At 74.0% G+C, this 19,751-nt stretch carries 19 protein-coding genes; 9 read left to right on the forward strand and 10 right to left on the reverse strand.

Annotated elements, in window-relative coordinates:
• Positions 1-2 precede the first annotated feature (2 nt).
• Positions 3-359 carry a DUF3099 domain-containing protein gene (locus ACGFIR_RS10630; protein ID WP_393144742.1) on the reverse strand — a complete coding sequence of 119 codons (357 nt, stop codon included), beginning with the start codon at positions 357-359 and terminating at the stop codon, positions 3-5.
• Between the two features lie 106 nt (positions 360-465).
• On the opposite strand from ACGFIR_RS10630, the gene ACGFIR_RS10635 reads away from it, so the two are divergent.
• Both ACGFIR_RS10635 and ACGFIR_RS10640 read left to right on the forward strand, forming a co-directional pair.
• Complete coding sequence (locus ACGFIR_RS10635) at positions 466-753, forward strand: hypothetical protein (RefSeq protein WP_393144450.1); 288 nt, start codon at positions 466-468, stop codon at positions 751-753.
• A gap of 13 nt (positions 754-766) precedes the next feature.
• Complete coding sequence (locus ACGFIR_RS10640) at positions 767-1,078, forward strand: hypothetical protein (protein WP_101414717.1); 312 nt, start codon at positions 767-769, stop codon at positions 1,076-1,078.
• A 10-nt stretch (positions 1,079-1,088) separates the two neighbouring features.
• On the opposite strand, the gene ACGFIR_RS10645 is transcribed toward ACGFIR_RS10640, so the two are convergent.
• The 3 genes from ACGFIR_RS10645 to ACGFIR_RS10655 form a co-directional block, all read right to left on the reverse strand.
• Positions 1,089-2,327, reverse strand: a complete 1,239-nt coding sequence (locus ACGFIR_RS10645) for a low temperature requirement protein A (protein WP_393144452.1) — start codon at positions 2,325-2,327, stop codon at positions 1,089-1,091.
• A 56-nt stretch (positions 2,328-2,383) separates the two neighbouring features.
• Positions 2,384-2,974 carry an HhH-GPD-type base excision DNA repair protein gene (locus tag ACGFIR_RS10650; protein ID WP_393144454.1) on the reverse strand — a complete coding sequence of 197 codons (591 nt, stop codon included), beginning with the start codon at positions 2,972-2,974 and terminating at the stop codon, positions 2,384-2,386.
• A 102-nt stretch (positions 2,975-3,076) separates the two neighbouring features.
• Positions 3,077-3,259: a hypothetical protein gene (locus ACGFIR_RS10655; RefSeq protein ID WP_393144456.1), complete on the reverse strand. Its 183-nt coding sequence runs from the start codon at positions 3,257-3,259 to the stop codon at positions 3,077-3,079.
• A gap of 81 nt (positions 3,260-3,340) precedes the next feature.
• Here ACGFIR_RS10655 and ACGFIR_RS10660 point away from each other — a divergent pair, with 81 nt between their 5' ends.
• From ACGFIR_RS10660 to ACGFIR_RS10675, 4 genes are all read left to right on the forward strand, one after another.
• Complete coding sequence (locus ACGFIR_RS10660) at positions 3,341-4,825, forward strand: methyltransferase (protein WP_393144458.1); 1,485 nt, start codon at positions 3,341-3,343, stop codon at positions 4,823-4,825.
• The gene (dtd, locus tag ACGFIR_RS10665) at positions 4,825-5,247 is read left to right on the forward strand and encodes a D-aminoacyl-tRNA deacylase (RefSeq protein ID WP_393004110.1); all 423 of its coding nucleotides are present in this window, start codon (positions 4,825-4,827) and stop codon (positions 5,245-5,247) included. The genes ACGFIR_RS10660 and dtd overlap by 1 nt, the downstream gene beginning before the upstream one ends.
• Positions 5,248-5,356: 109 nt before the next feature.
• Positions 5,357-9,055 carry a S8 family serine peptidase gene (locus ACGFIR_RS10670; protein ID WP_393144460.1) on the forward strand — a complete coding sequence of 1,233 codons (3,699 nt, stop codon included), beginning with the start codon at positions 5,357-5,359 and terminating at the stop codon, positions 9,053-9,055.
• A 137-nt stretch (positions 9,056-9,192) separates the two neighbouring features.
• Positions 9,193-10,179 (forward strand): helix-turn-helix domain-containing protein, encoded by a 987-nt coding sequence (locus ACGFIR_RS10675; protein WP_393144462.1) that lies wholly within the window; start codon positions 9,193-9,195, stop codon positions 10,177-10,179.
• 70 nt (positions 10,180-10,249) lie between these two features.
• Here ACGFIR_RS10675 and ACGFIR_RS10680 read toward each other — a convergent pair whose 3' ends face one another.
• Positions 10,250-11,038, reverse strand: a complete 789-nt coding sequence (locus tag ACGFIR_RS10680; protein WP_393144744.1) for a sporulation protein — start codon at positions 11,036-11,038, stop codon at positions 10,250-10,252.
• 260 nt (positions 11,039-11,298) lie between these two features.
• On the opposite strand from ACGFIR_RS10680, the gene sigB reads away from it, so the two are divergent.
• Both sigB and ACGFIR_RS10690 read left to right on the forward strand, forming a co-directional pair.
• The gene (gene sigB / locus ACGFIR_RS10685; RefSeq protein ID WP_393004116.1) at positions 11,299-12,315 is read left to right on the forward strand and encodes an RNA polymerase sigma factor SigB; all 1,017 of its coding nucleotides are present in this window, start codon (positions 11,299-11,301) and stop codon (positions 12,313-12,315) included.
• Positions 12,316-12,414: 99 nt separating this feature from the next.
• Positions 12,415-12,822, forward strand: a complete 408-nt coding sequence (locus ACGFIR_RS10690) for a VOC family protein (RefSeq protein ID WP_393144464.1) — start codon at positions 12,415-12,417, stop codon at positions 12,820-12,822.
• Positions 12,823-12,938: 116 nt separating this feature from the next.
• Here ACGFIR_RS10690 and ACGFIR_RS10695 read toward each other — a convergent pair whose 3' ends face one another.
• Genes ACGFIR_RS10695 through ACGFIR_RS10705 form a run of 3 tightly spaced genes read right to left on the reverse strand, consistent with a single transcriptional unit; the run spans position 12,939 to position 17,615 of the window.
• Entirely contained in the window at positions 12,939-15,494 is a 2,556-nt protein-coding gene (locus ACGFIR_RS10695; protein WP_393004120.1) for a GNAT family N-acetyltransferase, read from the reverse strand.
• A 22-nt stretch (positions 15,495-15,516) separates the two neighbouring features.
• Positions 15,517-16,698 (reverse strand): acetoin utilization protein AcuC, encoded by a 1,182-nt coding sequence (locus ACGFIR_RS10700; RefSeq protein ID WP_393004122.1) that lies wholly within the window; start codon positions 16,696-16,698, stop codon positions 15,517-15,519.
• Positions 16,699-16,757: 59 nt separating this feature from the next.
• Entirely contained in the window at positions 16,758-17,615 is an 858-nt protein-coding gene (locus ACGFIR_RS10705; RefSeq protein WP_393144466.1) for a sulfurtransferase, read from the reverse strand.
• Positions 17,616-17,712: 97 nt separating this feature from the next.
• Here ACGFIR_RS10705 and ACGFIR_RS10710 point away from each other — a divergent pair, with 97 nt between their 5' ends.
• Entirely contained in the window at positions 17,713-18,399 is a 687-nt protein-coding gene (locus ACGFIR_RS10710; RefSeq protein ID WP_393004126.1) for a metal-dependent transcriptional regulator, read from the forward strand.
• A gap of 147 nt (positions 18,400-18,546) precedes the next feature.
• Here the strand turns inward: ACGFIR_RS10710 and ACGFIR_RS10715 are convergent, their stop codons facing one another.
• Complete coding sequence (locus ACGFIR_RS10715) at positions 18,547-19,095, reverse strand: hypothetical protein (RefSeq protein WP_393004128.1); 549 nt, start codon at positions 19,093-19,095, stop codon at positions 18,547-18,549.
• Between the two features lie 251 nt (positions 19,096-19,346).
• Positions 19,347-19,625: an Imm8 family immunity protein gene (locus ACGFIR_RS10720; protein WP_393004130.1), complete on the reverse strand. Its 279-nt coding sequence runs from the start codon at positions 19,623-19,625 to the stop codon at positions 19,347-19,349.
• Positions 19,626-19,751 lie beyond the last annotated feature (126 nt).

A 19,751-nucleotide genomic window follows, 5' to 3' on the forward strand; every position in this document is an offset into this window, starting at 1 on the left:
GATCAGGGCTCGGCGTCGATGACCTTGTGCGGGCGCTCCTCGGCGGTGAGGCTCATCGGCGGGGTCTCGTCCCGGTGCCGTGGCTGGAACCGGTTGGCCAGCCGGTGCTCGTCCTTGGGCGGGCGGTCGTTGGCCAGCAGGACCGCCAGCCACGGGATGACCACCATGCCCAGGGCCACCAGCGGCAGCCAGAGCCAGAGCAGCGGGGCCCGCACGCTGACCAGGACGGCACCGACGATCACGCAGGCCATCCGGATGGCCATCATCAGCACGTAGCGCTTCTGGCGGCTGGTGAGCTGGTCGTCCTGGCTGCGCGAGGCGTCGGTGATCAGGATCGGCTGGTACGCCTGACGCTTCACCACGGACCTCCTCGAGGGGTTACGCCCCATCCTGACACCTCCGCCGCCCGCGGAGCGAGATTCGCGGCAACCATCCCTCGTACTACGATCGTGGTACGCTCGCGCCGTGGGCAGCAGGTTCAGCTTCACCGACGAGGCGTTGGCCAACCTGAAGGTCTACGACGTCACGCCCGGGGAAGTCTGGGAGGCGCTGCACAGCACCCGCCGGGTGATCCGGCACCTCGGCGACGACGTGATGGTCGTCTACGCCGCGGCCCGCCGGGGGCGCCGGCTGGCTGTCCTGCTCGCCGAGGCCGACGGCACCGACAACGACTGGGACATCCTCTCCGCCCGCGAGCTGAGCGACGTCGAGGCGAAGCGCTACGACGAGGCCGTGCGGAGATCTCGCCGATGAGGAGGCGGTGACGATGAACCGTAACGACGCGACGAAGCAGTTCCACAGCGGCGGCGACCGGCTCGCGGAGCTGATCGACGGGAGCCCGCAGGTGGAGCTGCCCGCCCCCGACACGGACACCCCCATGGTCAGCCGCTCGGTACGGCTGCCGCTGGAGACGTACGAGCGGGTGCGCGCCGCCGCCGACGCGCGCGGCATCGGGGTCACCACGCTCATGCGGCAGTGGATCGAGGCGGGCCTGGCCGACCTCGACGACTCGGCGACGGTCTCCCTCGCCGACGTGCGGCGCGCCCTGGCCGCTCTCTCCCGGCCCACCGCCGCCTGACCCCGCCGGATCACGGCGCGGGAAACTCACCCCCGCCGGTCCCGCCGTGCCCGAGCGGCGACGCGGCCGGCTCGGGTGGACGCCCCCTGCTGCGCCGCGCGTCGGCGAACGCCACCGCCGCCAGCACGACGGCGACCGCCGCCAGCGCGGTCATGGGCGGCCCCAGGGTCAGCGCCGGGGACAGCAGGAGCAACACCAGCAGGCCGGCCGTCCGGGACCGGGACACCCGGCCGAAGATCTCGTACTCGAAGCGGGCCCGGGCCGCCAGGAAGATGGCCGGGCCACCGACGACGAAGACCAGCCAGGTCGGGTCGGTCCGGCCGTACGGGTGTGAGATCACCAGTTCGTAGCCGACGGCGGTGCTCAGCACGCCGATCACGATGACCAGGTGGGTGCGGCTCGCGGAGGCGCCGAGCCGCCCCGGCGACCGGGCCACCCGCAGCGCCTCGGCGAGCAGGTGACCCGCCCGGTGGAAGTAGATCCGCCACAGCAGGGCCGTGGTGACGAAGGCGGCCGTGAAGGCGCCGGCCCGGTCGGTCGTGAACTCCGTACCGCTGTACGTCAGCCCGATGACCAGGATGGTCTCCCCCAGTGAGATGAGGAAGATCTGCTGGTACCGGTCGGCGAGGTGCTCACCGGCGATCAGCCAGCCGGAGGTGCGCGCCGGCCCCAGCCGGGGCAACGGCCAGCCGCGCAGCAGGCCGGTGTAGTCGACGACCAGGGCGAGCACCCAGAGCGGCAGGCGCAGCTGGTCCGGCCCGAACGCCCCGACCAGCCACGGCACGGCACCCACGACCGCCCAGGCGAAGAGTCGCAGTGGCACCGCCCGGCGGGGGTGACCGCGCAGCGCCAGGCCGATGACCAGCGGCCGGACGACCATCACCGCCAGGTACGCCAGCACGAACGGGACCGCCCGCTCCTCGAACGCCCGGGGCAGCGCCACGGCCATCACCATGGCGCCGAACATCGACCCGACCACCACGAACTGGATCACCGGCTGCTCCGGCTCGTACCGGCTGGTGACCCAGGTGGTGATGGACCAGAGCAGCCACAGGGCGAGGAAGAGCACGCCCGTACGCCCGATCTCGGCGAGCAGCGTCCCGACCGAGTCCCCGGTGCCGTCGACGAGGCGCACCGAGACCCGGGTCAGCGCGAAGACGAAGACTAGGTCGAAGAAGAGTTCCAGGAAGGTGGCCCGGGGCGAGCTCTCCTCCGGCCGCAGCAGCCGCCCGGCGCGCTCGTCCGTCATCGGCTGCCCGTCGTCGCCATCCTGGCTACAACGACCGGCCCGACCTCGCGGTTGCGTCAGCCCGCAGCGGTCTTCGCCTTCGCCGCCGCCTTCATCTGCTGCTTGTACTCGCGCACCCGGCGCAGCGAGTCCGCGTCGGTGACGTCGGCCACCGACCGGTGGGCGTCCGGGTCGCCGTAGCCGCCGGCCGCCTCCCGCCAGCCCGCCGGGGTGACCCCGAAGCGCTTGCCGAGCAGCGCGAGGAGGATCTGCGACTTCTGCGTGCCGAAGCCGGGCAGGTCGCCGATGCGGCGCAGCAGCTCACGGCCGTCGGCGGCGTCGGACCAGAGCCGGGTGGCGTCGCCGTCGTACCGGTCGACGAGGACCCGGCACACCTCCTGTACCCGGGCCGCCATCGCCTTCGGGAAGCGGTGCAGCGCCGGCGGCCGGGCGAACATCTCGACCAGCGCCTCCGGGTCGTACCCGGCCAGCTCCCGGGCGTTCAGGTCGCGCCCGAGGCGCTGCGCCAGCACGTACGGCGAGGAGAAGGCCTTCTCCATCGGCACCTGCTGGTCGAGGACCATGCCGAGCAGCAGCGCCAGCGGGCTGCGCTCCAGCAGCCGGTTGGCCTCGGGGTCGATGGGCAGGGAGAGCGCCATGGCCACCATGCTGCCACCAGCCGGCCGCCCTGCCGCACACGACCCGCACAGCGCGCCACAACCACGCCCGCCACGCCGCCATGGCCGGAGCTGTCGGAGCAGTTCGCCTGGTCAGAGGATGAGCTGGAGGACCCTTACGACCCCGAGGACGAGGAGCCCCGACACGAGCAGACACCCGGCGCCCGCCGTCAACTCCACCCGCAGCGCCGGCCCCTCCCGGCCCTCCGGCCAGTCCCAGTGGCGCGTGTGCTCGTCCCAGAGCAGCCAGAGCCAGCACAGGCCGGCGGCGCGCACACGGCGTGGCCGCCCGCCCGGCCGCGCCGTGGATCGCCGGGTGGCCGCGTGCCGGCGCCGCGAACCAGGCAGGATGGCAACGTGGACGGACACGACATGCTGCTCTCCCCCGCCGGCGTCGACGCGCTGCGGACCGCGCTGACCCGGGCCGGGTTCACCTCGAACGGCATCGCGACCCGGCTCGGCGCGCACGCCACCGGCGGGGTCGCCCGCAACGACTTCCGGGCGGCGCTGCGCGCCACCGAGGAGCCCGACCCGCTCAACACCCTGATCCGGGTGTTCGTCTGCGAACAGACCGAACCCGAGGCCGCCGTCGCCGCGGCGCTGGCGCCGCTGTCGCTGGACGAGGCGCTCGCCGGGGGTCTGGTCGAGCGGCACGGCGACGGGCTACGGATGGGCGTGGACCTGGAGCCGTACGGGGACGAGTGGTGGGTGCTCGCGGACGTGCCCGCCAGCGCCCGGCCCGGCCGCCCGCTGCACGCCGAGCACGTCCTCGGCATCGGCGGGGCGACGCAGACGCTGATCGGCGCGACCGTCCGCCGCCCCGTGGAGACCGCGCTGGACCTGGGCACCGGCTCCGGCGTACAGGCGCTGCACCTGTCCACCCACGCCCGGCGGGTCACCGCCACCGACGTCTCCGAGCGGGCGCTGCGCTTCGCCGCCACCACCGCCGCCCTCAACGGCCAGGACTGGGAGCTGCTGCGCGGCGACCTGGTGGCGCCCGTCGCGGGGCGCCGCTTCGACCTGGTGGTGAGCAACCCGCCGTTCGTGGTCGGGCCGGGCACCACCACGCACGTCTACCGGGACTCGGGGCGGGTCGGCGACGCGATCGGCGCGGAACTGGCCGCCGCCGCGCCCGGCCTGCTCACCGAGGGCGGGACCATGCAGTACCTGGCCAACTGGGTGCACGTCGCCGGCGAGGACTGGGCCGAGCGGGTGACCGGCTGGTTCGCCGGCACGGGGCTGGACGCCTGGGTCATCCAGCGCGAGGTGGCCGACCCCATGGCGTACGTCAACCTCTGGCTCACCGACGTCGGCGAGGCGGCCGACCCGCGCCGGATGGCGGAATGGCTGGACTGGTTCGACGCGCACAAGGTGGAGGCGGTCGGCTTCGGCCTCGTCTCGCTGCGCCGCGCCGGCCACGACGACCCGGTCGTACGCGTGGAGGACCTGCGCCAGCGGGTGCAGGCGCCGCTCGGCGACCGGATCGGCACCTGGTTCGACCGCCAGGACTGGCTGCGCGCCCGCGACACCGACGGGCTGCTCGCCGCCCGGTTCCGGGCCGCCGACGGCCTCCAGCTGCGGCAGGAGGCCACCATGGGTGACGAGGGCTGGGCGGTGGACCGGCAGGTGCTGGCCATGCCCCACGGGCTGCGCTGGACCGAGGAGATCGACCCGCTCGTGCTGGCCCTGGTCGGCGGGGCCGACGGGCGGCTGCCGCTGCGCGACCAGCTCGCCCTGCTCGCCGCCGCGCACGACGTCACGCCCGGGGAACTGGCCGAGGCGGCGGGCCCGATCGTCGCGCACCTCGTCGAGCGCGGCTTCATCGAGCCGGTGACCGACTGATGCGGGCCGTGGTGCAGACCGTCGGCCGGGCCGGTGTGACGGTCGACGGCGAGCTGGTCGGCGCGATCGACGACGGGCTGCTGGTGCTGCTCGGGGTCACCCACACCGACACCGTCGAGACCGCCCGCACGATGGCCCGCAAGGTGCACGAGCTGCGGATCCTCGACGAGGAGCGGTCCGCGGCCGACACCGGCGCGCCGATCCTGGTGGTCAGCCAGTTCACGCTCTACGGCGACGCCCGCAAGGGCCGGCGTCCGAGCTGGACGGCGGCGGCCCCGGCCGAGGTCGCGGAGCCCCTGGTGACGGCGGTCGTGGAGGCGCTGCGGGCCCGGGGCGCGAAGGTGGAGACCGGCCGCTTCCGCGCCCACATGCTGGTCGAGAGCGTCAACGTCGGCCCGCGCACGGTGCTGCTCGAACTCTGACCGGCCCGGCGTCCGGCACCGGAGCCGGTCGGTGGCGGAGTCGCGCCGTGGCGCAACCCCGCCGACGGGAACTGTTCACGGGGCGCGACGATGGCGGTAGAACCGTCGCATGTCATCCCCCTCACAGCCCTTCACCTGGGCCTACGCGAGACGGCGGCTGACCGCCGCCGCCGCGTCGGCCGGCCTGGTCGCGGCCGGCCTCGCCGCGGTCCAGACGCCGGCCACGGCGGCCGGCCCGCCCCCGGCCGCCCCGGCCGCCACCCGGGACACCCACACGGTCACCCTGATCACCGGAGACGTGGTCACGGTGACGACCTTCGCCGACGGCAAGGCCACCGCCGAGGTCGACCGGCCCGACGGCGCCACCGGCGGCGTACGCGTCCGGCAGAGCGGCGACGACCTGTACGTGCTGCCCGACGAGGTGCTGCCGCTGCTGGACGGCGACAAACTCGACCGGCGGCTGTTCAACGTCACCGGCCTCATCGAGATGGGGTACGACGACGCGAAGACCCCGACGCTGCCGCTGATCGCGGCGTACACCCCGGCGAAGGCCCGCACGGCGAAGCCGGCGGCTCCGCGCGGCGCGAAGCTGGTCCGCGACCTGCCCAGTGTCGGCGGCGCGGCGCTGGCCACGGAGAAGAAGCAGGCCCGCGCCTTCTGGTCCGCCGTCGCGCCCGCCACGGCGACGGCGCCGGTCCGGACTCTCGGCGGCGGGGTGGCGAAGCTCTGGCTCGACGGCCGGGTGACGGCGGCGCTGAAGGAGAGCGTGCCGCAGGTCGGCGCGCCCGCCGCGTGGGCCGCCGGGTACGACGGCAGCGGGGTGACCGTCGCGGTGCTCGACACCGGGGTCGACCCCGACCACCCCGACCTGGTCGACCAGGTCGACGACAAGGCCAGCTTCGTGCCGGGCGAGGACACCTCCGACGTCCACGGGCACGGCACCCACGTCGCCTCGACGATCGCCGGCACCGGCACGGCCTCCGGCGGCGACAACCGGGGCGTCGCCCCGGGCGCCGACCTGATCGTCGGCAAGGTGCTCGACAACGGCGGCTACGGCCTGGACTCCTGGATCATCGCCGGCATGCAGTGGGCGGCCGAGTCCGGGGCCGACGTGGTCAACATGAGCCTCGGTGACGGCTCGCTGACCGACGGCACCGACCCGATGGCCGCCGCCGTGGAGACGCTGTCCGCGCGGCACGGCACGCTCTTCGTCGTCGCCGCCGGCAACTCCGGCCCGCAGACCATCGGGTCGCCCGGCACCGCGCCGAGCGCGCTGACGGTCGGCGCGGTGGACAAGCAGGACGCGCTGGCGCCCTTCTCCAGCACCGGGCCGCTGGCCCGCACCGGCGCGCTCAAGCCGGACCTCGCCGCGCCCGGCGTCGGCATCGTCGCGGCCCGCTCGCAGCAGGCCGCCGGCGAGGGCGCGTACCAGAGCATGGACGGCACCTCGATGGCCGCGCCGCACGTCGCCGGGGCCGCCGCGATCCTCGCCCAGCGGCACCCCGACTGGACCGGGCAGCAGCTCAAGGACGCGCTGATGAGCAGCGCGAAGGGCCTGGCCGACGACTACCGGCCGTACCAGGTCGGCACCGGCCGACTGGACGTGGCGGCGGCGGTCCGTGGCACCGTACGGGCCACCGGGTCGGCGTTCTTCGGCACCTTCGACTGGCCGCACGAGCCGACGGACGCCCCGGTCACCCGGTCGGTCACCTTCACCAACTCCGGCACCACCGCGGTGACCCTCGACCTCGCCCTGGCCGGCGGCGGGCCGTTCGCGCTGGGCGCCTCCTCGGTGACCGTACCGGCGGGCGGCAGCGCCGACGTGGCGGTGACCGGCGACCCGCGCGGCGACGCGCACGGCGAGCTGACCGGCTACCTGGTCGGCACCGACACCGCCACCGGCACGGCGGTCACCCGTACCGCGCTGGGGCTGCTGAAGGAGAACGAGCGGTACGACCTGAAGGTCAGGCTGGTCGGCCGGGACGGCAAGCCGGCCAGCGCGATGGTCCTGGTGAACCGGGCCGGCGACCTCAACCCCGGGCAGTACCCCGTCGCCGGTGAGCGGACGCTGCGGCTGCCGGCGGGTACGTACACGGTGGAGGCGGTGCTGGACGTCCCCGGCGAGCGGGCCGACCGGCTCGGCTTCGCCCTGCTAATGGACCCGGAGACGGTGCTCGACCGGGGCGCCGAGGTGGTGCTGGACGCGCGCCGGGCACGGCTGCTCGACACCGCCGCGCCGGAGCGCACCGAGGACCGGCAGCGCAAGCTCGACTACACCGTCGGGTACGCCGACGGCAGCGACTTCCGCGCGGCGTACCAGCTGCCGGTGCGCTACGACGACCTGTACGTCCTGCCGACCGAGCGGGCCGGCACCGTCTCGTTCACCATGGCGGCGCGGTGGCGCAAGGGCGAGCCGATGCTGAGCCTGCGTGTCCCCGGCCGGGCCCCGATCGACGCCACGGTCCAGCCCGGCAGCACCGTCACCGCCGGCACCGAGACCCTGCGGCCGGTCTACGCGGGCACCGGCGCCCCGGACGCGTACGCCGGTCTCGACGTCAAGGGCCGGGCCGTGGTGGTGACCCGCAGCGACGCGGTCGACCCGGTCGCGCGCGCCACCGCCGCGACGGCCGCCGGGGCGAAGTTGCTGCTGGTGGTCAACGACGGTGCCGGCATCCTCACCGAGTACGTCGGCGAGTCCGCCATCCCCGTCGCCTCCGTGCACCGTGACGCCGGCAGGCAGCTGATCGCCGCGACCCGGGGCGGGCCGCGGAAGCTGACCGTCACCGGGGTCCCGTACGCCGGCTACGTCTACGACCTGGCCCGGGTCTTCCCCGGTCAGGTGCCGGACCGGCCGCTCGTCTACCACCCCCGGCAGCGGGACCTGGGCCGGATCGACGCCCGCTACCACGCGGCCGTGGACTCCCCCGGCTCCGGCTACCGCTACGACATGGTCTTCAGCCCCTCGTTCGGCTTCCCGGAGGCCGAGTCGCACCCGGGCACCCGCACCGAGTGGGTCACGCCCGACGTGGTCTGGCACGAGGTGCACGACCAGGGCGGCTGGACCGACACGGCCTACCTCAACACGTACGCCAGGGGCACGACGACCAGGCTGGACTGGTTCGCGCCGGCCGTCCGGCCGGCGTTCAACCGGGCGTTCGGCGTGCGCAACAGCCGCTACCGGGACTACCTGACACTGAACGTGCAGGCCTGGAGCCCGTCGGACGACGTGCTGGAGCACGGCGGCAACATGGAGTGGGGCTCGGTGCCGACCAACCTGAAGCTCTACCAGGGCGACACGCTGGTGGACGAGAACACCTGGAGCTCGGACCTGCAGTGGGTGCCGGTGCCCGCCGGCACGCTGCCGTACCGGCTGGTGCTGGACGCCTCGCGGCCGGCCGAACGGTGGCGGCTATCCACGCGCACGCACACCGAGTGGGACTTCGTCTCCGGCTCGAACGACGCCGACAACTTCGTCCCGTTCGCGCTGCTCCAGCTCGACTACGCGCTGGAGACCGACCTGCGGGGCGACGTGCGGGCGGGCACCAGCCGGCAGATCAGCGTCAAGGCCGGGCCGCAGCCGGGCGGGACCGGCACCGGCACGGTCACGTCGGTCACGTTGGACGTCTCGTACGACGACGGCACCACCTGGCGGAAGGTGACTCTGCGCAAGGGCCCGGGTGACCGCTGGACCGGTTCGCTCGACCTGCCGGAGCGGCCGGGCGGCTTCGTGTCGGTGCGGGCCAGCGCCGCGACGGACGCCGGCTTCGGCATCCGGCAGGAGCTGATCCGGGCGTACGGCCTGCGGTGAGATGGCTGGCGGGGCCCCGGGACGGTACGCGCCCCGGGGCCCTTCCCGACGATCGGACAGGCTTCCCGGGCTGGTCGGGACCGTTCGGCGTGTCCCATACTCTGCGTGCCGCAGGGGGCAGAGGGAGGCAGCCACCGATGCTGGGCGCGTTGGGTCTGAGCCCCGAGGACGAGGCGGTCTACGGCCTGCTGGTCCGGCGGGACCAGGCCGGCGTGGCCGAACTGGGTGACGCCCTGCGGATGCCCGCCGCGACGGTCGAGGAGGCGCTGACCCACCTGGCGGCGTGCGGCCTGGTGAAGCGCGGCCCGGACGGGCAGTTCTCCGTGGCGCCGCCCGCCGTCGCGCTCGGAGCGCTGATCAGCGAGCAGCGGGGCGCCCTGCACAGTGCGGAACTCGAGCTGGTCAGGCTCGCCGAGGAGTACCGCTCCTCGATCGCCGGGCGCTCCATCGACGAGCTGATCGAGGTGGTCAGCGGAATCGACGCCGTCCGGCACCGGTTCGCGCAGGTGCAGCACGCCGCCCGTACGCAGGTGCGCAGTTTCGTCACGACGCCGTTCATCGCGGTGCCACCGGGCGCCAACGCGGTGGAGTCGACGGCGGTCGGCCAGGGGGTGCGCTTCCGGGTGGTGATCGACCGGCCGACGCTGGCCGAGCCCGGGGTCGTCGCCGAGACGCTGGAGTCGCTGCGCGACGGCGTCGAGATACGGGTCGTCGACCACCTGCCGATCAAGCTGATCCTGGCCGACGCGGAGCTGGCCCTGGTGCCGTTGACCGCCACGCCCGGCGGTGAGCCCGGCGCGGTGCTGCTGCACCGCACCGGGCTGCTCGCCGCGATGGACGCGCTGTTCGAGATCGTCTGGCGGCACGCCCACCCGCTCGACCCGTCGGCGATGATCGCCCCCGCCGGGGACGACGGCGCGGGCCCCACGGCCGACGGCCCGACCGAGCTGGACCGGAGGATCCTGGCGCTGCTGCTGGCCGGGCTCACCGACCCGGTCGTCGCCGCCCAGCTCGACCTGTCGTTGCGGACGCTCCAGCGACGCCTGCGCCACCTGATGGACCTCGCGGGGGTGGAGACCCGGATGCAGCTCGGCTGGCACGCCGCACGCCACGGCTGGGCGTGACGGTCGGCGGGCAACGGGCGGCTCGCCGTGCCTGCCGCTGCCGGCCGCACCCGTCGGGGCCCGCCCGCCGTCAGAAGAAGAGACCGCGCCGCTGCATCGACTGGCTGATCCAGGAGTCGAGCTGGGCCGTCCAGTCGGTGCGCTCGGCGGTGGCGTGGTCGATGCTGAAGCGGCCGAACGCGTCCCGGCCCTCGGTGAACACGCCGCCGCGCTTGTCCAGCTCCAGCACCACCTGGATCTGCTGCGGGTCGGTGACGAAGGTGACCTCGAGCTGGTTGATCCCCCGGGCGTACTGGGGCGCCGGGTAGAACTCGATCTCCTGGTAGAAGGGCAGGCTCTGCCGCACGCCGTAGATGTGGCCCCGCTCCACGTCGGCACGGGCGAACCGGAAGCCCAGCCGCAGGAACGCCTCCAGGATCTTCTCCTGGGACGGCAACGGGTGCACCGCCACGGCGTCCACGTCGCCCTTGTCGATCGCGCGGGCCACCTCCAGCTCCGTACGCAGCCCCATCGTCATCCCGTGCAGGTGCTGCCCGTACAGCTCGGTGAGCGGCGTCTCCCACGGCACGTCGAAGCGGAACGGGATGTCGTGGCGCTGCCCCGGGCCGAGCTGGAACGCGCCTGTCGCCGCCTGCCGGTGGAACTCCTGTGTGGTCTGGTACTCGTTGTCGCCACTCTCCACCTCGACCCGGGTGACCAGGCCCAGCGAGATGTAGGAGATGTCGACGGGGTGGTCGCCGCCCGCGACGTGGATGACGCCCTCCAACTGCCCGCCGGGACGGCAGTTCGGGTTGGCCAGCACCGTTTCCACCGACGGGCCACCCACACCCATCGCCTGCATGAGCCGCTTGAAGACCACGAAATCCTCCATCACCTGTTCAGTACGCCGATGTCGCCGGCGACCCCGGCCGTGCCGGCCGGTCGCTGGCACGGTAACCGCCTGCGGCAACAGCGCGCTCGGCGACCGGCCGCCCACGCTGAGCAGGCCGTCGACCGAATTCGTGTCGGGTCTCCGATCGCCTCACTCCCGTTTCACGCCCCGCCCGCCAAGCTGTGTGTCACACCGGCACCACTGGGCCGGAACCAACGGCACAGACGTGGACACGGGGAGAAACTGAGATGGCCCTGCAGATGACGGAGCACCGGACGCGCCCGGCCGGCACCACCGAGGCCGCGAGCGCCACCGACACCCTGACCGACCTCGACGCCACCGACGAGCGCGGCGTCTCCACGGATCTGGTCCGGGCATACCTGAACGGGATCGGTCGGACGAAGCTGCTGACCGCCGCCCAGGAGGTCGACCTCGCCAAGCGGATCGAGGCCGGCCTGTTCGCTGAGGAGAAACTGGCGACCTGCACCCCCGTCTCGACGGAGCTGCGTGCCGACCTGGAGCTGATCGTCGCCCAGGGCCGGGCCGCCAAGGACCACCTGCTGGAGGCCAACCTCCGGCTGGTCGTGAGCATCGCCAAGCGCTACACGGGTCGCGGCATGGCCTTCCTCGACCTGATCCAGGAGGGCAACCTGGGCCTGATCCGCGCGGTCGAGAAGTTCGACTACGCCAAGGGCTACAAGTTCTCCACCTACGCCACCTGGTGGATCCGGCAGGCGATCACCCGGGCGATGGCCGACCAGGCCCGCACCATCCGCATCCCGGTGCACATGGTCGAGCAGGTCAACCGCATGGTCCGGGCCCGCCGCGAGCTCTCCGTCTCGCTGGGCCGCGAGCCCACCGTCGCCGAGGTCGCCCGGGCCATGGACATCCCGGAGTTCCAGGTGATCGAGCTGATCTCGTACGACCGGGAGCCGGTGAGCCTCGACCAGGCGGTCGGTGAGGACGGCGAGAGCGCGCTCGGTGACTTCGTCGCCGCCGTCGACCCGAGCGCCGAGCCGGGCGACGCCGCCGCGCAGGGTGAGCTGCGCAACGAGGTGAGCATCGTGCTGTCCACCCTCTCCCAGCGGGAGCAGGCCGTGATCCGGCTCCGGTTCGGCCTCGACGACGGCCGGCAGCGCACCCTCGACGAGGTCGGCCGGGAGTTCGGCCTGTCCCGGGAGCGGATCCGGCAGATCGAGAAGGTGACCCTGCTGAAGCTGCGTGACCCGGAGCGGGCGCAGCGCCTGGAGGCGTACGCCTGCTGAGGTCGTCCGACCACGCGAGGCCCCGGCGGTTCGCCGGGGCCTCGCGTACGTGCGGGCGCTGGTCCTTGATCCAGGCTGCCGGGTGGGCTACCAATAGCCATGAACTGGACACTGGAAGTGGTGGTCGTGCCGGTCTCCGACGTGGACCGGGCCAAGGCCTTCTACGCCGACCAGCTCGGCTTCGCCGTCGACCACGACAGGACGTTCGGCGAGAACGCGCGGATCGTGCAGCTGACCCCGCCCGGCTCCGGCTGCTCGATCGTGATCGGCAGGGGGCCGCTGCCCGAGATGCCGCCCGGCTCCCTCAAGGGCCTCCAGCTGGTCGTGCCCGACCTGCGCCGGGCGCGGGCGGAACTCGTCGAGCGCGGCGTCGAGGTCAGCGAGATCCAGGTGCTCGGCGAGAACCCCCGCCCGGTGCCTGACCCGCTGGACAACGTCGGCTTCGTCCACTTCGCCGACCCCGACGGCAACGCCTGGTCCGTGCAGCAGATCTCCGACCGGGCCTGACCGCTCCGCCGCCCGCCGGACGTTCCCGCAGCCCCGCGTCCTGACCGTGCGCGGTGCGACCGGCGGCTCTCCCCGGCCCCGGTCGCACCGCCCCCGTCGGGGGAAGATGATCTTCCTCACAGGCGGCGGGGGCCCGTGTCGGGGCGGGCCACGGCGGAGCCGATCCGGACGGTGGCGTGCAGCACCGAGATGCCGTCCGGGCGGGCCAGCACCGGATTGAGGGTCAGGGCGCGGACCCGGGGCTGTTCGTCGGCGAGCCGGCCCACCCGCAGCAGCAGGTCCGCCAGGGCCGCCCGGTCTACCGGCGCCGCGCCCCGGTGCCCGCGCAGCAGCGGCGCCGCCCGGGGCTCGTCGACCAGTTCGGCGGCGTCCAGGTCGGTCAGCGGCACCGCCCGCCAGGCCCGGTCGCCGAGCAGTTCGGTGGCGACGCCGCCGAGCCCGAAGCCGACCACCGGCCCGAACGCCGGATCCTCCACCAGCTCGACCACGCAGGCCACGCCGGGCGGCACCATCGGCTGCACCAGGACGTCCGCGCCGAAGAGCGCCGACATCTCCGCGTACGCGCGCTGGACCGTGGCCGCGTCGGGCAGGTCGAGCCGGACCGCGCCGAGGTCGAGGCGGTGCCGCAGACCGGGGTCGGCGGCCTTGAGGGCCACCGGGAAACCCAGCCGCCGCGCCGCGTCGGCGGCCTCCCCGACGGAACGCGCCGGCACCGACTCGACCACGTCGATGCCGTACGCCGCGAGCAGCCCCGCCGGATCGAGGGCCTCCGGGCGCAGGGCGGCGTGCGCCGCCTCCCGGTCCACCCGGGACAGCTCCGGCGGCACCCCGGCGGGCCGGCGCAGCCACTCGGCGTACGCGGTGACCCGGGCGAGGGCGCGCACGGCCTCCTCCACGCTCGGGTACGCGGGCACCCCGGCGGGCGCCCGGCCGACCAGGAACGTCGCCACGGTCGGCTTGCCGGCGGCGGAGGCGCCCGGCAGCGCGGCCGTGAAGTCGGCGTCGGTGTCGGTGAGCTGGCCGGGCAGCGGCGGGGCGAACACCACCACCAGCGCGTCCACCTCGTCGTCGGCGCCCGTCGCGGCGAGCGCGGCGGCGAACTCGGCCGCGCCGGCGCGGGGGCCGACGTCGCGCGGGTAGCCCCGGGCCACGGTGAGGCCCTGCGCGGTGCAGGCGGTGGCCGCCAGCCCCGTCAACGCCGAGGAGTTGCCGACCACCCCGACGCGGGACCCGGCCGGCAGCGGCTGGTGGGCGAGCAGCACCCCGACGTCGAGCAGCTCGGCGACCGTGTCCACCCGGATCACGCCCGAGTGGGCGAACAGCGCGGCGACCGCCACCTCGTCCGGGCCGGCGGCCTCGCCCACGCCGGGCGGACGGGCCGGCGAGGCGAGCGCCACGACGGGCTTGTCCCGGCCGATCCGGCGGGCCAGCCGGGCGAACTTGCGCGGGTTGCCGAAGGTCTCCAGGTACAACATGATCACGTCGGTGCCGGGGTCGTCCTGCCAGTACTGGAGCAGGTCGTTGCCCGAGACGTCGGCCCGGTTGCCGGCCGAGACGAAGCTGGACAGGCCCAGCCCACGCCGGTCCGCCTCGGCCAGCAGCGCCACCCCGAACGCGCCGGACTGGCTGAAGATGCCCACCCGCCCGGGCACCGGCAGCCGCGGGGCGAGGGTGGCGTTCAGGCGTACCGCCGGGTCGGTGTTGGCCACCCCCAGGCAGTTCGGGCCGACCACGCGCATGCCCGCCGCGTGCGCCGCGCGGACCAGCGCGCGCTGTGCGGCCGCGCCCTCGCCGCCGGCCTCGGCGAAGCCCGCCGAGATGACCACCAGGCCGTGCACGCCCGCGGCGGCCGCGTCGGCGACCACCTCCGTCGCCGCCTCCGGCGGGACCGCCACCACGGCCAGGTCGACCGGCACGCCGGCATCGGCCGCCGAGGAGTACGCGGGCAGCCCGGCGACCGTCGTAGCGCTCGGGTGCACGGGGACCACCGCGCCGGGATAGCCGCCGTCGCGCAGGTGCCCGAGGACCGCCGCGCCGACGCCCCGCCCGGAGGCGCTGGCCCCGTAGACGACGACGCCGCGCGGGGCGAGCAGCCGGGCGATCGAGCGGGCCTCGGTGCGATGCTCCCGGCCGCGCTGCACCTCCAGCGTCGCGTCGGTGGGCGCGATCGGGAAGGTCAGGTGCACCACCCCGTCGGCGAACTGCCGCTGCACCTGGTAGCCGAAGTCGGAGAAGACCCGCAGCATCGCGCCGTTGGCCGGCAACACCTCCGCCACGAAGTTGGCGATGTCGTTGCGACCGGCCGCGTCGGCGAGGTGCTCCAGCAGCACCGAGCCGATGCCCCGGCCCTGGTAGGCGTCCTCGACCACGAACGCCACCTCGGCCTCGGGCGCCTGCGGGCCGAGGCGCTCGTAGCGGCCGACGGCGACGATCCGGTCGCCGACCAGCACCACGAACGCCTCCCGGTCGCGGTGGTCGACGTTGACGAAGCGTTGCAGGTCCCGGTCGGGAATACGCGGGTACGGGGAGAAGTAGCGCAGGTAGCGGGTGCGCTCGGAGAAGCGCGAGTGCATCGCCACGATGCCCGGCCCGTCAGACGGACGGATCGGCCGCAGCTGCACGGTGGTGCCGTCGCTGAGCAGCACGTCCACCGGCTGGTCCACCGTGGTCACCGTTCGGCCCTCCCCGGCCGGCTCAGTCGCGGGGGTCGTGCGGGTCGAGCCCGAACAGCGGGAAGGCGGTCTTGCGGGCCGCCGCGATCGCCCGGTCCACCGCGCTCGGCTCCCCCGTCGGCTGCCACGGCTCGTACGCCGGGTCGACGTCGTCGGTCATCCGCAGCGGGATCTGCCGGCCGGGGCGACGGGCGGCGGCCAGCTCCCGCCACGCCGGCGGGGTCAGCGTCGCCGGGGCGAGCGGATCGCCGGTGGCCACCGCGAGCAGGTGCGTCCAGGCCCGGGGCACCACCTCGACCAGCGCGTACCCGCCGCCGCCGGTGGCCACCCAGCGGCCCTCGCACAGCTCGTCGGCGAGCGCCCGCAGGGCCAGGTACGTGGCGCGCTGCCCGTCCACGGAGAGGTTCAGGTCGGCCAGCGGGTCGAGCCGGTGCCCGTCCGCCCCGCACTGGGTCACCAGTACCTGCGGCCGGAACGCGCGCAGCACCGACGGCACGACCGCGTGGAAGGCGCGCTGCCAACCGGCGTCGTCCACCCCGGGCGGCAGCGGGAGGTTGACGGCACTGCCCTCGGCGCCCGGCCCGCCCGTCTCGTCGGGGAAGCCCGTGCCCGGGAAGAGCGCCAGCGGCGTCTCGTGCACGCTGACCGTGAGCACCCGGGGGTCGTTCCAGAAGACCTGCTGCACCCCGTCGCCGTGGTGCACGTCCACGTCCACGTACGCGACCCGCTCGGCGCCCAGGTCGAGCAGGCGGGCGATGGCCACCGCCGGGTCGTTGTAGACGCAGAACCCGGCGGCGCGGGCCGGCATGGCGTGGTGCAGGCCGCCGGCCACGTTGACCGCCCGCCGGGCCTCGCCCCGCCAGACCGCCTCGGCCGCCGCCACCGTGGCGCCGGCGACGAGCGCGCTGGACTCGTGCATCCCCTCGAAGACCGGGTTGTCGGAGGTGCCCAGCCCGAAACCGGCGAAGAGCGGGTCGCGGGGGGCGACCTTCACCGCGGCAAGGTAGCGCGGGTCGTGCACCCGGCTCAGCAGCGCGTCGTCGGCCGGCTCCGGCTTGACCAGCCGCACCCCGGGACGCTCCAGAATGCCCAGTTCCCGGGCCAGGGCGAACGTCAGCTCCACCCGTACCGGGTCGAGGGGGTGATCCCCCATGTCGTAGGCGAGCAGGGACTCGTCCCACACCACCACCGTGTCGTCGGACATGGCCCCATCGTCGCACGCGCGCCCGGAGACACCCACGCACGCGCTGCGTGGCCTGTCGTTCAGTCGGCCGGGTTCGGGCCGGTGGCGACCGGGCGGGCCGGGTCGGCGACCCAGTTGCTCCACGAGCCGACGTAGAGGGCGGCGTCCGGTCGGCCGGCGAGGTGCAGCGCGAAGACGGCCTGCGCGGCGGTCACCCCCGATCCGCAGTACGCCCCGACCGGCCGGTCGTCGTCCACCCCGGCGGCGGCGAACCGCGCGCGCAGCGCGTCGGCGGCCGGGAACCGGCCCTCGGCGACGTACTCGCCGGCGGGCAGGTTCACCGCGCCGGGGATGTGACCGGCCGCCGGGTCGATCGGCTCGGTCTCGCCCCGGTAGCGGGGCGCGGCGCGCACGTCGAGCAGGACGCCCTCGTCGGCCGCGGCCAGCCGAGCCGCCTCTGCGGTGTCGAGCACCGGCAGCGCGCCCGGGCGCACCTCGACGTCGCCCGGCTCCGGGTTCGGCACCGACGTGCTGACGGGCAACCCGGCGGCCAGCCACGCCGGGAAGCCGCCGTGCAGCAGTCGTACCGGCCGGTGGCCCGCCCAGCGCAGGGTCCACCAGGCGCGGGCGGCGGCCATGCCGTCGCCGCCGTCGTACACCACCACGGGACGACCGGCGCGGACGCCGGCGGCCCGCAGCGCGTCCTGGAGCGCGGCGGGGTCGGGCAGCGGGTGGCGACCGGCGGGGCCGGGCGGTCCGCAGAGGGCGGTGTCCAGGTCGACGAAGACCGCGCCGGGCAGGTGACCGGCGACATAGTCCTCCCGGCCGGGCGGGCCGGCGAGCCGCCAACGGACGTCGAGCAGCGTGGGCGGGGCGGCCTGGCCGAGTTCGACCGCGAGCTGATCGGCCTCGACCAGGAGATCACCAGTGGCGGACATGGCGTCCAGTCAACACCATCCCGGCACGGACCTGGCGGTTCGCCGTGGGTCGTTCGGTGAACGCCGAGGTAGCATCGTTGGCCGGAGGTCCGCTGACGTGAAGCATGATCTGGTCGACACGACCGAGATGTACCTCAAGACCATCCTCGAGCTGGAGGAGGAGGGGGTTCCGCCGCTGCGTGCCCGCATCGCCGAACGGCTGGGGCAGAGCGGGCCCACCGTCAGCCAGACCGTCGCCCGGATGGAGCGCGACGGCCTACTGACCGTCGAGGGCGACCGCCACCTGGCGCTGACCCCGCTCGGTCGCAGCAACGCGGTCTCCGTGATGCGCAAGCACCGGCTCGCCGAGCTGCTGCTGGTGAACGTCATCGGGATGCCCTACGAGGAGGCCCACGAGGAGGCCTGCCGGTGGGAGCACGTGATGAGCGACGCCGTCGAGAAGCGGGTCTACGACCTGCTGAACCGGCCGACCCGCTCGCCGTACGGCAACCCGATCCCCGGTCTGGACCAGCTGGGCACGCCGGAGCAGACGACCGCAGCCCCGGTCGACGGCGAGCGCAACCTGGCCTTCCCCGGGCTGTCGGGGCCGGTCGTGGTGCGACGCATCTGCGAGAGCGTGCAGACCGACGCCGACGTGCTCCGGCAACTGCACGCCGCCGGCGTCGACCCGGGCGCGACCGTGACGGTGGCGCAGGAGCGCGACGGGGTGTCGATCGACCGCTCCGGTGACCGCATCCGGTTGCCGCGCGAGATCGCCTCCCGCGTCTTCGTCGCCGCGCACTGACCCGTCCCGCCGACGTCCGTTCTGATTCGTTTCGCCGACGTCCGTTCTGACTCGCCCTGGCCCACGCCCGTGTGCAACAGGCGGGGGATCCAGAGGGGCGAGGCCGTTCGAGCTGTGGCGGGGCGGCTTCGACGACCCTGGCCGGGGTCAGATGGCGCGGGTGTCGAGTCCCTGTGCCAGGGCGACGAGGGCGGTGGTGAGTTTCTCGGCCTCCGCCTTGTCGGCATCGCGCGCGGTGGCGTAACGCAGGGTGGCGAGGCGGCCCTCAGCGGCCAGCCAGCCGACCTCAGCGACCGGACCGACGTCGCCCTTGGCCGAAATGGTCCGCCGGTACGCCCGCTCGCCGAGCCCCGAGACCTTGGCCGCCTTCTCCGGCACCACGTCGGCGGCGAAGGTCGCCGCGTCGATCGACGTCTTGGTGACGGTCAGCGCCAACTCCGGCAGTGCCTCCCGGCCGACGCGCACCACGCAGGTCTGGCTGTCGCCCGTGGCGCTGGCCGCCGCGACGTCGAAGCGGACGCCGGCATGCTGCTCGATGACGCCGAAGTCCAGCAGCCGGCACGCACCGCCGGAGGAAGCGGCGGCCACGTCGACCGCGACCGGCGCGGCAGGCGGTACGGCCACCTGTTCGGTCTCCGCGCCGCAGCCCGTCACCAGCAGGACCGCCACCCCGGCGCCTAGTATCCGCTCGCGCACGATCGTTCCTCCGCTTGTTCGCCCCCGGCTACGTCCGCCGGAAACACCGTACGGTCTTTCGCTGGCGACGCAAGAGCCTGAGAGGCGGACGTCGGAATGTCGAAGCGGTGGGCCAACCAGCGTGTGTACTGATTGCGCGTGGATGCGCAGCGCCGAACGCGACACCAAAACGACAAGTGGTCCCTACTCTGACGAGAGTTACCCGCCGCCCACGCGTGACGGACGTTGTCGTCAGGGACTGAAGGCCGCGGTCAATGCTCACCGTAATCCTCGAACTCGACATCCCGATGCGGCCGGCCTTCTCTGCCGCTCCCGCCCAGTCCTCCGCTTCCAGCGACCCGACTTGTCGACGCAGGAAATTCCGCAATCTTCCTCGGGTCGAAGCGATCGACCAACAAGTAGCGGCGTCCGACAATCGGACCGGCCTCCGATGTCCGACGGTCCAGCCACACTGGAGTGCAGACCATCAGATCGAACGAGTCTCCGCGATCACCTCCGCCGGCCCTACGGTCATTCGGACCGGGAGGCAAAAGCCCGAAAGATCCTCAACCTGCCCGGAATGGAAATCAATGTCCGGGCTGCAAACGTGCTCAAATTCTGCTCTCATCAAATGAGATCCAGCTGGCCGTTGGATTGGAATCGCCCACCAGGACTGA

This window comes from Micromonospora sp. NPDC049051 (assembly GCF_043197575.1).
Classification (GTDB): domain Bacteria; phylum Actinomycetota; class Actinomycetes; order Mycobacteriales; family Micromonosporaceae; genus Micromonospora.